This window comes from Allorhodopirellula heiligendammensis, assembly GCF_007860105.1.
Lineage (GTDB): Bacteria > Planctomycetota > Planctomycetia > Pirellulales > Pirellulaceae > Rhodopirellula > Rhodopirellula heiligendammensis.
The window spans coordinates 880,090-893,838 of sequence record NZ_SJPU01000001.1 but is presented as its reverse complement, the minus strand read 5'-3'; the positions used below and the strand labels follow the sequence as shown (position 1 = coordinate 893,838).

Below are 13,749 nucleotides of genomic sequence, written 5' to 3'. Positions count from 1 at the left end.
GTAGGAGCCAGATTGCCGCTGGCACGAGCCCATCCCATCCGAGAAAACGGATGAGCCACGTCATCAGCGGATGTCGATGCGAACGCTCCATTGCAGTTGTGAGGGTTTCCGGCAAATCACGGCGGACAGTGAGCTGATCACCCATTCTAGCAGACGCCGCAAGCCCTCCGCCTGGGCACGTCATTGTGCTGCCTTCAGCGGTATGTTGAGGCGTCGTGTTCCACTGATGAAAATACCACAGGCAACCGACACGCCAACAATCAATCCGATCATCACGATTGCGGGTCCTTGTCCATTGGGCCCTGCGAACAGAAACAAGACCGCAGGAGGCAACGCGACAGCAAGTGCCGAGTAGAGGATTTGCTTTTGACGAATTGTCGGGTCGTGCGGCCAATCGCGTGACCGAATGCGATAGACCAGTCCGCCTAGGATGCACCCGGTGAGCACTACGACGAATCCAATCGGATTCTGAAGTGCGAGAAACGGTATCGAACCAACCCCTCCCAGAAATCCTAAACCGACTATATAGAGGGCAGGTCCACGACGAGCCCGCTGAGTCGCCGCGTTCGGCGCCACAAGCGTCAACTCTGTCGTGGGCGGAGCGTATGGGTTTGATGTCACAGCAATGTCAGCGCCTTCATGGGAGTGCGTCGGCGATACCCGAGAAAGGTGATCCCAGCGAACGCGTCAAAAATGGCGAAACCAACCGCTGTAGCGGTGAGCAAATTATTCCGGTTTATCGCCTCGCTAATCACTGTTTGGGGATTTGGGACGTGAGGCGATGTCATACACCGAGAGCATCAAGTCGATGCCGAGGGACGACATCACGCCCATCAACTCTGCCGGTAGCGTATTGTATTGCCCGATGGTGCCACGAGGGAAGTTCCAAGACAGATCGAGCGTCAGTTTGCAGTCCGCGGCGACGTCGGCCAATCGCGATATCGCCGCGATGTTCGCTCGAAGGAAGGCGAGGCTTTCGTCAAGTTGAAGCGGAACAGAGTCACCGGATGCGTCCGATATCGTCAAGTTGAACGTTGTAGTTGGGTATTGTCCGGTTGGATCAATACGTCGCCTACGTGTTGAAGCGTGAGATTCCTTGAACGAAAGCGAGCAGTCGCTCAAGATGTTTGCGATCGCTTGGCGGTTGCCAGATAATCGAAGTACAGCAGGCAGTGTCAAACTCGCAGTAAATGGGCTTCAGTCAAACAACTTGCTTTTCAGCGGTCGGTCGTGTGAGAACAGCAGACAGCAGCGCTCTCGCTATCTTCACATTGGGCATGCCGGGGAATGCCGTCACCGATCGTGAGGTCGCGACAAGGAAATTACGATTTCCAGAAAGATCTGACTGCTCTGATCCAGTGCACACGGAATCGCTATTCGCCGTCTTGCGGTTTCAGAACAGTCGCGTCAGACGCTACAGAGGGCTCAGCAGTGTCTTCGTCGGTGGGATGCATTTTAATGATCAGAACGTTTGAAATGCATCTTTCCGACAGGCAATGTTCGCTAACGTGTAGCCTCGACGCCGGCCGCCAAACCTTCAGAACGGCGGTTTAAAAGCCGGATTTTACAACACGTTTTCTGACATATCTTTAATCAAAGAATCAACGTCAGTTGGGTCACCGGTGACTCGGACTGCGTTGGAAGCGACTTCATGATAGCATCGAGAGCGTCCGGCCGAGCAATTCCAGCATCCAGATTGTGCCACGGTGAAGTCGGAGGCTCCCGGGAGCAGAGCCCCGTTCATATTGTGCGCTCCCATAAGAGGCCCCTGCCGGCCTACACAGCCGACATGGCGTCGCGGAGGAAAAGGCGAGTGGAATCCATTGATCATTCGCATCCGTCGGTTCACTTGCGGCTGGCATGCTCTTCGACGAACTGCTCGATTTCGCGACCAGATTCAACGGAAAGTCCGCTCAGAACCGAAAGGGCGTCGAGTTGAATGCTGTCCCCGAGCCAAACATCCACATCCGTCAAAAGCGACTTCGCGCTGGATACGACTTCGAGTTCTTGCTGGAAATTCTAAACTCGGTGCCCGTCGTCAATTAAATGCGCTCACCCTGGCGTCTTGACGCGTGCGAACTATGCGTCGACTCATCTAATATGTTCAATGGGTGAAGCTATAGTTAACTTTGCCAGATCGATATTGCACTGACTCCGTAGACATGTAGATTGCTGCCGCATCGCTCAGCAGAGCGTCCTGCAAACCCATCCTCTCGGTGAGGTCAGCAAGGACCATCAATGTCATTTCGTGCAATCGCAGTTCTCTATCAGTGGGTCTGTAGCGTCGCCCAGCGAAGCGTGAGCTGGCGCTGCGAACAACCACTTCACTCGGCGACGCGACGACATCGCCGTCATCGACTCCTGAGAGTCGAAAGGTGTGAGTCGCGTCGATTGATGGCGGCCGATTCTCCACCAGGAGTGCCCCCTGATGAAGAACCCGACATCTATGATCAATACGAAGAGGTGGCGCAAGGCTACGCGGATCAGTACACACAAACCAACGACGGAAATGATCCGGGATACGGTGACGCTGAGTATGCCTATAGCGATGATGAATTGGCGGCGATGACGGAAAGCTTCGAGGACCCTGACTACTGGGATGCTGCCCAGAATAGTCCAGTGGCGTCCGACATCGAAGACTACGAAGACGAGTTTAACAACGCTGAAGATTCCGCATCAGAGTATTTCGAGAACGAATGGGACGAGGCCGAAGAAGAGGAAGAACAAGCTGCCGATGATGAGGATGAGTCCGAGGACGGTGATGAAGAAGACCCGGACGAGGCGATCGACGACAGCGAAGAGGATTCCGATCCGACGCCGGATCCGGAATCGCCCGCTGAAACTGATCCCCGGTTTGATTGGGAGGCGTTCGACTTCATCGACGGGCCACTGGAATTTGAACTGCAACTTCCGACTCTCGATTTCGGTGACGATCACCAAACTGTTTCACCTGAGAACAACGAAACAGTTGACGTCGTCACTGACGAGGCATCCGATCCACAGGAGTCGACGACCGACCCTGACCTTGGTACTGGTACGAAAACCGTCAGCAGCGATCGTCAATCGACTTCGTCCCAGCAATTCACTGGGCCAGATCAATGGTCGATTCACGAGTCGGTACAGCGAACCTACTCCAGCAACGAACAGTCGACCAATGCGGATGGTCAAACCGTCACGTTTCAACGAACCGGTACAGAGTCTCTGAGCATCAGTATCGTCGATGGGAAACAAACCACCACGATCTACACCATCGCCGACACATTTACGTTCGATACCGGGACGCTGCCTGATTCGGATGCAACCAGCGATGATCCGGCGTACTGGCAGGTTCCCGAAAGTTGGATTGACGATGCTGGTGGCTCTGTGGATGACGCCAGCATTGAAAGCGGTTCGCAGTCAGGACAGAACGCCGGTTCGAATACATCGAGTGGTTCGTCCGATCCATTCTCACGGTTCACCGGCGATGCAGCGGGCGGTGGCGACCCCGACGCTGAGCCCGATGACGGCCCCGGCCCCGCCCCCCAGCCCATCGGCGGCAATGACGGAAATCAATCGGGCGTGCGATTCCGCATCGACGTCTCGACGACCGTCACGGTCGTGGAATCCGATGTCGTGCTGCCCGATGGGACGCCGGGTATATCACGCACGGTCACGATAGCGACTTCTCGCGTTTCGACACTGATGATGGGCGGCTCGTTCACGTTCATAGTCAGCGAAGGAGATCTCAACTCGCTCGCACCTGTGGATGACGCAGGGGACGAGCCTGAGGGGGACGGTGCAGCCAATAACGCCAATGCATTGGCTGGCTCGGCAGGCCTGCAAGACAGTCTCAATGGAATCCAACCGGGCGGCAATGGCCTGTACCTGGAACTCGCGTCCCGGGCTCGGTCCTATCAAATTGTTTCTGAAAAACTCAGCCTCACCGTCGCGCTCGTGTTACCCACCACTGACCTGAATCTTCCAGACGAGGGCGAAGAAGGCGGCGAAGAGGAGGATGAACCCTTGCTGCCGCAATCCGGTACGCTCACCGTCTCGTCGGACTTCCGCGTCCAGTCAGGCTCAGCCTGGTCGGATGCACTCTTCGTCGCTTTCCAGACCTCCTCAGGCGATCCTGCGGCGGGTCCGAGCGTGCCCGACGCCAGCACCGACCCGGAATTGGGACGCGATGCTCTGGAGGGAGCATTGGCGGATGAAGATGAGGGAGAACTGACTCCGAACTACAGCGACGAATCGCTGTATTTCGCTGACCTCGCCAAGGGGCACGGTCAAACCGATTTTGGCGTCGGTTTCACTGCCGAGCTGGACGATCTGGCAGCACTGCTGAGGTCTCAGTTGGAGGCGCAATCTGACGACGATCCCGAAGAGGATTCCGGCAGTGACGCAGAGCCTGATGACGGCGATGATGATCTGCCGATCGACGTTGACTTCACGCTTCATTACAGCACCGATCAGGGCGTCGACTTCGCCAGCAAACTGATCTTCGCCAGTCAAGCCCGTCGCAGCTCGCTGCACGGGCACGAAAATGAATTCGAACGCTTTGCTGGAACGCGTAGCGGATCGAGCCAATACGAATTCTCCGTTTCGCCGGATGACGGAATTAAACTCAGCGATGAGGATCAATTTGATGAAGCCCTGCTGCACCTGTTCGGCAGTGACGCTCGGTCAATCGGATCGGATGAGGAACATTTTCATCAGAACGGCGACACCTCGGGCGGAGTATTCTTCTCCACGACAAAGATCCGCAGCAAGTTCGAGTGGACGGCAGGCGAAAATGAAAGCTCACTGATCGATACCTACTCGGTAGAGGACCGCGGCATCGGCCAGAGTTTCAACGAGTTCGCCGGGTATACCTGGATGATTATTCCCGGTGATCAACCAGGCATGGCAACGTATGTGAAAGGCGAGCAGTCAACTTACACGTGGCACTTCACGGCTGATGAGAATTCCGAACCGCTGCTACGTGAACGCGACGAACTGGTGGACTGGACGGACGAGGCCGACTTCGGCATCACACCGGAGCACTATGTCGGTGTCGAATTTGAGGAGAGCGAACGCAACCCGTTCGATTCGGGCGAAGAGGAATCCTCTGACGATCCCGATGAAGAAGACTCACCGCCTGATGACGACGATGAGGGCGGCGGCAGCGAACCAGTACCCTACAACGACGACGGTGGCGGCAGCGCCGCCTGGGCGGGTTTCAAGGCGTTCATGGCCGAAGGAGCCTACCAGGTCGCCAACGCCGTCGCCGATGAAGTACCCATATTCGGCAGCATCAAAGGAGGGCTGGAAGCTGGCACCGGCTACGACGCCCGATTCGGCGAACTCTCATTTGCTGACCGCGCCGGGGCAGGCCTGGGAGTCCTGCCTATGGGCTCCACCATCCGCCGCGTAGGAGGCGGCCTCGGCATCATTGGCAAGGGCGCTCTCGGCTTGGTTGACGACGCCGTCGATGCCGTGTCTGATGTGAAGAAGGCGGTTACCCCAAAGGGTGCAGGCAAGATTATTGATGCCGGAAGTCCTGGTAGTTTTACGGCGCGTGAGTTGGGCGAAGCAATCAGTTCCAACCCTCAAGCGGCACGAGCGTATCAGAAGCTACAGCAAATGGGATTCGATATCAGGATCGTAAATCGTGCTGATGATCTTGCTGGCCAAACATCGCTGAAGGGTGTTGTAAATATCAATCGTCGTTACAACGGTTCGGTCCAAGATGCATTGGAAACACTGGTGCATGAGAGCAAGCACGTTGATCTCCTTCGCACTACCGGCGATTTGAACGGTCTTCGAGGTATTCGCAAAGGCGAATACGCCGCGCGTGCTCGCGAGTTCTTCTTCCGTGAAGGACGCCGACCGAGCCAATCGGAGCGTTACAGCATCATTCAAGAAATAATCGACCTGGGATATTGAGTTATGAATCATCGAGAAGCAGTTGAAGCTAAGCTCCAAGCTGACGAGTTCGTTTTCGATGGGTTGGAAGATGAACTTTTCGACGTTCGTCCGTTGATCGAGGAAGGCAAGCATCCTATCTGTGCGAAATGTGGCGTGAGGTTGCAAGTGGCTTTGACGCCGGAGGCGGCGAAGGTGAGCGGCAATCCACCGGGAGTTTACTGTCCGACAAATCAGAGTCACTGCCAAATTACGTTGAACTTCGCTCGTCGCAAGTAATTTTGAGACCGACGGCCAAGCGATTCACCATCCGAGCGCCCTCGCAAGCCGTTGGAACCCCAACGTCGCTTGGTGATCGCTTGCGTTCTTGGCGGGTCGCGAAGCGACTGCCGCGACGACACGAAGTCGTCGCAACAATCGGGCCGGAAGCCCGCCACGCTGGACGACCGCGCACGCTCCGAGCCGATAGGCGAGCTTGAGCGCGGGGACTGAAAAGGTGGCCGGAACCGATCTTTTCGGCTCCGGCCACCTTTTTCTCGGCCAGCCCATTCACGCGACGCTGTTCCTTACGGCACTCGGTGCAGCGAACACAGTCTGCCCCGACGTAAAAGTGGAGTGTCTCGCACCAGTACTGCTGCTCCTCTGCGAAAAAGATGAACGGCCGAGAACAGTCGCGACATCGTCGCTTGAGGTCGACGTAGTGCGTGACCGGGATTGTCGCTTTGATTTGTTGGGACGGTCGAGCTTCAATAGCAGTTTCAGGTATGCGGTCTTCCGGTGATGCCCACCATCCAAGCCGGACTTCCGAGTAAGTGCCGGGTTGAACTGTCATGCCGGTGATCCGTGGCCCCCGCCCGTAGCGAGGGTGGAGCACGTAGTCCGAAAAGGCGTCTGCAGTACGCGTCATAGCATGGAATCACGTGGAGGTCACTGGGAACGTGGCATTGCAACAGAGGAGGTGAAATAGCGAATCCATCTGGCATAACTGAGAACGCATCACTACGGTTCATCGCAGCGGTTGTCTGCTACTCTCTCGTACGCAATGCGGAGCTGCCAGTGGTGGCGGCATTGTGTTGAGATCGGTTCATTTCAGTCCGATACCTTGCGTTTGAGCCGTCAATCCGGTGAGCACACCGCAGCCCAGCATTCTCGCCAGCTTCACGTTGGGGTGGTGAGTGACCCTCGCGTATTCTCATCGATCCAACAGACTGGTCTCACCGACGCAGGTGATCACATCCATTCTCACTGGCGCCCACCCCTCCGTCAACAATGACGTGAGATAGCACTCCCCTCAGACGAGGCGGTAGCTTGACTCGACGCATTCCCAAGCTCGTGAACGTTTGGCATGCAACTTTCCGGGCAGGTTATGCTCGGGACGAGTCGCCTCGATGGTGGCCGACAGACTCTCGAAACAGAGGTTTAAAATCCGGATTTTACAATGCGTTCTCGGATCTTGCGTTATTCAAAAGAAACCACGCCAGTCGGATCGGGTAATCGTTGGATCGTTCAATAATTGATGCTTCATGGTCATTCAGCGGTCCCGAATAACCATGGACCTGTCATGATGCGGAGTGTTATTTCTTGCACTGGCTATCAATAATGGAGGTAACGGCATTCATTTTCGCAAAAATCCACTTGCCCGGTCAGTGAAGTAGCCGCGAACAAAGCGTTCATGCACCCATGTCAGGTCGGCAGCCTCTTCCATCAAATACACGGATCCTTGGGTGTCCGAAGAGGGACAGTCTATCAGCCGTATTAATGCCTTTAAAGCGGAAGCAAGTCGATCCGTATCGCAGCCGCTGGGCTGCAGGCAAGCCAACGCATCACGCACCGCGTCATAGCGATTACGATCCATTGTCAGATAGGTTCCGCTTCCATCGAGGACTTCCACTGCCATGGCATATAGCATGACCAAGCAGCCGTCGCAAATAAATCGCTGGCGATCGGGAGTCAACTCTTCGAGGTGAAGGTACTCCCAATACGGTAGCGAAAACACCTCTTCGTAGTAGAGATCCCCCATGATGCATGAGTAATCAGCTAGCTGATGATAAAGCAGGCAGATATCGCGTTCCACCAGTTGGATTTCGGTCCAGTTGACATCCGCGTCGAAATCTACACGGGACTCCTGGCTTCTTTTGGAGGTTCCACTCATGAGAAATAGTCGGTGACAGAGCGTTAGAGATCACTGGGGCAGAAGACGGCTTTCCAATTGTCAGCGGCAATCACGGCCGCTCGGTCATCATCGCAAGGTTCGCCGTCCGTGTCGTGGACGGAATTCTCGAAAAGCGTTACCCGCCGCTATAGACGGCATAAGCCGTTTGTGTGTCAGCATCAAAAGTTGCTCGATATCCAACGTCGCCGTCCCTGTTGCTGAACTCAAGGCCTCGTCGAACTTCGACCCACGACTTGATACGCATGGAAAACACCCATTCTGGCACGTCATCGACGATCACGATTGGCTTCCAGTCGACGGAGTCGCACCATGAACGGAACGCATCCTGACCAAGTTCGCATTCGACACGCGTCATACGATACCCTGATTCAAACCAAACGTTCTTGGCATCCATAGGGAGGTGGCAGTGCCACAGCCTCGCGTTTGCCTCCTCTGCACTAACCCCATGGCCATACACGGATCGGAAAGGTCCAGCAGTCGAAAGAAACATGCAAGCAAACGCAATCAATGTGACGGCACCAAGCAAACGCAAATTGCGGCGTATCAGCAATTTATTAATTGTTGTCTCCGGCATGCATTTTGTGAACGAGTCTGCGGTGCGACCATTCAATCGGTTGGCGAACGGTGTGTTCTCCAGGCGGAGATCCAATTCATTGAAATCAAAACAGAAGTTGTCGCCGCTCCAGTCCAATACTTTGGCTATCAGTCGTCTTCGAAGTGCGGTTTAGGTGCGTTAATCGCCGGCTTGGCTCACGTCCGCACCGAGCATTGTAGCGTGAATTTCCGCGACAGATGACAGGAACGCTGGCGAAACATCGTGCGGCGAGTCCTGAACGATCGTGGAAAGCGAATCGTCGAGCGAAGCACCAGTCAGCAACGAAACAGCGGCGGACGCGACCACGGGCGACCGGCTCATGCCTGCGGAACAGGCAACAAGAAGACGAACGTCGTTAAGCAAGAGTGACCTCACGCAATCGATGGCAGCACGCAACAAGTGCGGCGAGTTGGATCCATCATCGTGCAACGGAAATCGGCAATAGATTAGGTCACGCCCAAGTTGTGCAGGAGGTTCATTCGCGGCGAGATCAACGACGGCGGCAACTTCACGATCGTAGAGTTGACGCAAATCGCGAGCATTGATCGCGTCGCCGATAAAGAGCAGACTATGGTGCGTGGATCGAATCAACGTGACGTTACCGCAGCGGAGATTTCTGTCGAATAATGAGGCAAGCACTGCCAGCTTAGGCGGAGGCAAGTCGGTCCAGGGATTGTCACCAGCGGTTGGACCTTCGGTGCTTATGGTGACCTGTCGAGTGTTGTCGCCGGATTGACGGGGCCTATCACCGGTTGAGCGCTTACCGAATATGGGCGATCCCACAACGTCGGTCAAGCAAATGTGATCCCAGTTTTCCACGAATGGATTGACCTGTCCGGCATAGGCGCGAAAAATCAGCACGATGTTGCTGCAGGTGCGGGATGAGCGTGGAGGATGATTCAGGTGAGCTGAACGGACAGTTTCAGGGCACACCCTACACACCCTGCACGGTGGCTGAGACCAGTGCCGCGAAGAATCATTTCGCATTGACGCCTAAACTGTAGGGGAGAATCGGTGTAGATGGCATAGGAATTCAGCAGAATCGTGCAGAAACTCCAGTCCGAGTGGACATTTCGACGGGGAACGTGCTGATCGTTTTCACTCGCTCAATGGACTCGTCAGTCGAGAGGAAGCTCGCGACAAATTCCGGATTTTAGAACTGTGGTCGTTTATCGTTGTCATCGTCGGCGACGTTCGGAGAGACACGATGGCGGGCGGCGATAACCTCGATCGGTTCCGTCCACCAGTGAAATCGTCTGCTCCAATGATCAGGCAGAAACCATTTCGTCAATGCAAACAGGACCACCAGCAGCACAGGCGGTCCCAGAATCACGGTCGGAGTGAACCAACGATGGTTGTTGATCACTGCTATCCAGTATCTCGTACCAGGGCCAAAAATGTTGTCGTGGTTCGCCGCTTCAGGAAGCGTCAGTGAAATGACGGCTCCAAGTGCGGCCACCAACACCACATACAGACCAAATCCCGGAGACCGAGGAGCTTCGGATGACGAATCGGATGGCGGCGGATGGTAGGGTGATACTATTTCTCGATCGACGTTTTTCATTCGCCTCCGCTCGTTTTCATTACACAGGACCGGACCAAAGAAAGCGTTCGGTGTGAATGTTGCCACCCCGGACGCCCACCGGCGAATTGCCGATAGTATCCGGGGTTAGATTCTCTGAGTCAAGAAAAAAGTGACTGGAGCAAATGCAGCGACCATCGAGGTAGTCGACGGTCACACAAACACCGTCAGACATCACCGCGAGAACGAAGCGAGCCGCGTCAATCGCTGCCCTGAAAACGTCAGTTGTGGCCGGGTATTGAAATCCGCGAAAGTGCGTGTGGTGGATGGTGCCAACATCGACAATGAACTCGTCGCCGTCCTCGTGAACGACAATGGGGCCGAGTTTGCCGGATGCGGCCGGCCACGTAAGGCGATGGCCGCGGTCCTCAGCGTAAATCCAGGCTGAGGGATCGAGCCCAAGGTCGATGCACGCGCCCAGGAACAGGTTTAGGTTCGGGGTCACCGATGAACTCTCTGCGACGCCGCTGGTTCATTGGCATCGCTGATTTACAGTCCGTCATTTCTTCTGTCCAATGGATTTGAGTAGCCACTTTTGGGGCCGAGTCACCTGGGAGGCGGTAGCAGAACTCCTAACTGCGTCATGAGGCCAAGGGTATCCATGATGATGCGTGTCTCCTTGATTCGTCCGTCCTCGACACGATCGATTACCATGCCCCAAACAGATACAGGACGATTGGTAGCGGGTACTCCGAGAAATTCGCCTCGGTGGGTGCCTTTCCAATGAAATCTTGACAAGACCTTTTCGCCCTCAGTGATCTGCTCGTCAATGGTCCAATGCATGTCAGGAAAGGAGATTCTAAGGCCACGTACCACATCCTTGAGCCCTTCGATTCCGGGAGCTTGCCCAGGAAAGGGAGCCTGCTCCACCACATCCTCCCAAAAGTATTCACTGGTGGCATCGAATTGTCCCCGATTCAGCACACTTTCGACGAATCCATTGACGACATCTCTGTTGTTTTGCATTGTATTGAATCTCGAATTGGATCACCTCACGCTGAGGTCGATTGCCTGACGCGAGTAATCCCAAAGATCATATCATTGGGAACGCGAACCGGGGCGTCTGAATCGTCCCGGAAGTGCAAGCTTTCTCGTGCGTCACTGGGGCTCGCCGCAGGGCATGAGCAAAACGCCTGTTCGCCAATGCACACAATTCAGGCCACTCATTCATTAGCGACAACGCCCCAACAACCAAGCTCAGCTGAACCGTCCGGGTTAAACAGTATCGTTATCTTTCGTTTTTCGTTTCAGGTGATCGACCTGGCGTTACAAGGCAAGTCCACCAATACGACAAGCTTTCGATGTTGCCGAAGATGACGGTGTAGAACACGGCAGCAAATACCCAGGCAGCAGATGTCGATTCAGTCTTGCCGAGGTAGCGGTAAACCAACCACGACAACAGCGACAATATTGCAGAGAGAACGACTGCAACTGCAAATCTTGACAACGCTCGAAACCGTGGCTTCGTACTGGGCCTTGTGCAGAGATAGGCAACCATCACGGCAAAGAACGTTGGGTTCGTGGAAGTGAGTTTGAATACCTGGAGAACAAAGCTGAGTGCGATTGCAGCAATATAGAATGCAGCATATCGGAACGCGTAGTTGAACGCCGACGAATCGTTTACAGCTCGAATCTCAGCAGTGGTCGCGAATCGCGTCATGTCCTTGGTTCTTCAGTCGGGGAACGCCGCCGATCACGTGGCGGCCATTGTAATCTTGAAGTTCAAAAGAGGCGTCTTGCCCGCTGCCGTGGATCGAAATGTTCGTCGTCTCCGATGGGCGACACGCCACGTATCACGGCCTGAGCCGCAGCGTACATCAACTCGAGCTTCCAGTGGGTTCTCGGTATTGGATCGGGTCGGGAATCATCCCCGGTTGGACCGGAGATAAGGGCGAGAGAAACGAATTATCGCCGGGTGTGCCTTCGACTTCTTCAGCGATCAGGCGTGCTCTCGCCGGTTCGGCGGGAACTTATCGCAGGCCCCCGTCTGTCTCGGTATAGCATGGCAAGTTCGGGGGCCGGTTGTAAGCAGAATCCAGCGGCACGGGTCGCGAGGGGCGAACAGGCGACCGCATGCACGAACATCATGTGGAGAGTGTGTGACTCAGGGTCCGCTGAGGGATGCAGCCAGGAAGGAGAACAAAGGGCGTGGCGGGCAATGTCGCCCGGGCAGGGAACTCTTTGGAAGAGATTGCTAAAATCCGGATTTGGAACGGTGTTCTCGGGGACGCGTCGGTTCAGAGGCCACGGGTGACTCGGCCTGCGTTCCAGGCCCCTTCCCAATTGGTCGCGGGAGTCCAACGGACAGCTTTCAAACCGAGAGTGGACGACCGTGTCGCAGAGAACCCAGAGATCCTGGGATCTGAGCCCAAGTGATCTTTTTCTCTCATAAGAGGATCCTGACACAGCCGATACGGCACTAGGTTCAGCGACTCTCTGCTTGAGTTCGCGGCCGCGTGTTTCCCTTGCTCAGCGATGAACTGCCGAACTTATCACGCACCGCATCGCTAACCGCATCCAGTTTCCGTTGCTTCGCGTGTTCTTGGCTTTCCGGGTCCGCATCAAACAGGGTCTGTTGGACCAACTGATCGCCGCTGAAATTGCTGACTCCGACACCGATCAAGCGGATGCTCGAACGATTGCCTGAAAGGGCTGCATCATGCAACTCTTTCGCAACTTGCCAAACCTCGGCCGTCACGTCTGTAGAACGCGAGAGCGTCCGAGATCGCGTAATCGTCCGAAGGGTGGCAAAGCGGATTTTCAAATGGACCGTTCTCGCTTGCTCGTTCTTCCGCCGCAATCGTCGCATGATCTGCTCAGTCAGATCCAGCAACCACGCCCGTGACAGATCTCGGTCAGCGATGTCTGTTGCAAACGTTGTCTCGTGGGAGATCGACTTCGCTTCACGGTCTGACACAACGGCACGATCGTCGATCCCGCGAGCCAGCTTCCAAAAGTGCTCGCCCTGACTTCCGAAGTCTTGCTTGAGTGTTTCAACCGAGCGTTGGCGAAGTTGCTCGATCGTGTGAATGCCAAGTCGATCGAACAAGCCACCGGTGACCTTCCCGACGCCCCAAATCCGTCCCACCGGCAACGGATCCAGGAAAGATTGGATTTGATCGGGCGGGACGACGACGAGGCCGTCAGGCTTTCTCACGTCACTGGCGATCTTCGCTAGGAATTTGTTCGGGGCAACACCGACAGATGCGACGAGCGACGTTTCCTCCATGATCTCGTCTTTAATCAGGCGAGCGATATTTGCGGCGGTGCCAAACAGTGACTCACATCCGGTAACGTCGAGAAAGGCTTCATCAAGCGATAGCGGTTCAACGAGCGGTGTGTAGCGAAAGAAGATGTCCCGGATCTGGCGCGAGACTTCGGCGTAATAGCTCATCCGAACGGGCAAGACGACGACATCGGGGCAGAGCCGCAACGCTGTCGCCATTGGCATGGCACTATGCACGCCAAATTTACGCGCCTCGTAGTTTGCCGCTGCGACAACGCCACGCCCCTCGG

General features: G+C 55.4%; 15 protein-coding genes. 3 read left to right on the top strand and 12 right to left on the bottom strand.

The window, feature by feature from the left end; genetic code table 11:
• Positions 1 to 180: 180 nt before the first annotated feature.
• Entirely contained in the window at positions 181 to 621 is a 441-nt protein-coding gene (locus Poly21_RS03400; RefSeq protein WP_146405583.1) for a hypothetical protein, read from the bottom strand.
• A gap of 126 nt (positions 622 to 747) precedes the next feature.
• Positions 748 to 1,026, bottom strand: coding sequence for a hypothetical protein (locus Poly21_RS03395; protein ID WP_146405582.1), 279 nt, complete (start codon positions 1,024 to 1,026; stop codon positions 748 to 750).
• Positions 1,027 to 1,860: 834 nt separating this feature from the next.
• Here Poly21_RS03395 and Poly21_RS03390 point away from each other — a divergent pair.
• Entirely contained in the window at positions 1,861 to 2,046 is a 186-nt protein-coding gene (locus tag Poly21_RS03390) for a hypothetical protein (protein WP_146405581.1), read from the top strand.
• Positions 2,047 to 2,104: 58 nt separating this feature from the next.
• Here the strand turns inward: Poly21_RS03390 and Poly21_RS26975 are convergent, their stop codons facing one another.
• Entirely contained in the window at positions 2,105 to 2,245 is a 141-nt protein-coding gene (locus tag Poly21_RS26975) for a hypothetical protein (protein WP_302117395.1), read from the bottom strand.
• 149 nt (positions 2,246 to 2,394) lie between these two features.
• Between Poly21_RS26975 and Poly21_RS03385 the strand changes: the two genes are divergently transcribed.
• Both Poly21_RS03385 and Poly21_RS03380 read left to right on the top strand, forming a co-directional pair.
• A complete protein-coding gene (locus tag Poly21_RS03385) occupies positions 2,395 to 5,904 on the top strand; it encodes a hypothetical protein (protein ID WP_146405580.1) in 3,510 nt (1,169 codons plus the stop codon).
• A gap of 3 nt (positions 5,905 to 5,907) precedes the next feature.
• Positions 5,908 to 6,162: a hypothetical protein gene (locus Poly21_RS03380; protein ID WP_146405579.1), complete on the top strand. Its 255-nt coding sequence runs from the start codon at positions 5,908 to 5,910 to the stop codon at positions 6,160 to 6,162.
• On the opposite strand, the gene Poly21_RS28190 is transcribed toward Poly21_RS03380, so the two are convergent.
• From Poly21_RS28190 to dinB, 9 genes are all read right to left on the bottom strand, one after another.
• Positions 6,134 to 6,715 carry a zinc-ribbon domain containing protein gene (locus Poly21_RS28190; protein ID WP_146406829.1) on the bottom strand — a complete coding sequence of 194 codons (582 nt, stop codon included), beginning with the start codon at positions 6,713 to 6,715 and terminating at the stop codon, positions 6,134 to 6,136. The two genes, Poly21_RS03380 and Poly21_RS28190, sit on opposite strands and share 29 nt — an antisense overlap.
• 783 nt (positions 6,716 to 7,498) lie before the next feature.
• Positions 7,499 to 8,035 (bottom strand): hypothetical protein, encoded by a 537-nt coding sequence (locus Poly21_RS03370; protein ID WP_146405578.1) that lies wholly within the window; start codon positions 8,033 to 8,035, stop codon positions 7,499 to 7,501.
• Positions 8,036 to 8,171: 136 nt separating this feature from the next.
• Positions 8,172 to 8,411 (bottom strand): hypothetical protein, encoded by a 240-nt coding sequence (locus tag Poly21_RS03365; protein ID WP_146405577.1) that lies wholly within the window; start codon positions 8,409 to 8,411, stop codon positions 8,172 to 8,174.
• 378 nt (positions 8,412 to 8,789) lie between these two features.
• On the bottom strand, positions 8,790 to 9,512 hold the full coding sequence (locus tag Poly21_RS03360) for a dual specificity protein phosphatase family protein (protein WP_146405576.1): 723 nt from the start codon (positions 9,510 to 9,512) through the stop codon (positions 8,790 to 8,792).
• Positions 9,513 to 9,804: 292 nt separating this feature from the next.
• Positions 9,805 to 10,215 carry a hypothetical protein gene (locus Poly21_RS03355; protein ID WP_146405575.1) on the bottom strand — a complete coding sequence of 137 codons (411 nt, stop codon included), beginning with the start codon at positions 10,213 to 10,215 and terminating at the stop codon, positions 9,805 to 9,807.
• A 19-nt stretch (positions 10,216 to 10,234) separates the two neighbouring features.
• Complete coding sequence (locus tag Poly21_RS03350) at positions 10,235 to 10,678, bottom strand: hypothetical protein (RefSeq protein WP_146405574.1); 444 nt, start codon at positions 10,676 to 10,678, stop codon at positions 10,235 to 10,237.
• Between the two features lie 101 nt (positions 10,679 to 10,779).
• The gene (locus Poly21_RS03345) at positions 10,780 to 11,199 is read right to left on the bottom strand and encodes an ester cyclase (RefSeq protein ID WP_146405573.1); all 420 of its coding nucleotides are present in this window, start codon (positions 11,197 to 11,199) and stop codon (positions 10,780 to 10,782) included.
• A 262-nt stretch (positions 11,200 to 11,461) separates the two neighbouring features.
• On the bottom strand, positions 11,462 to 11,893 hold the full coding sequence (locus Poly21_RS03340) for a hypothetical protein (protein WP_146405572.1): 432 nt from the start codon (positions 11,891 to 11,893) through the stop codon (positions 11,462 to 11,464).
• Between the two features lie 765 nt (positions 11,894 to 12,658).
• A partial coding sequence (gene dinB / locus Poly21_RS03335) for a DNA polymerase IV (RefSeq protein WP_146406828.1) occupies positions 12,659 to 13,749 on the bottom strand: 1,091 nt, incomplete at its 5' end.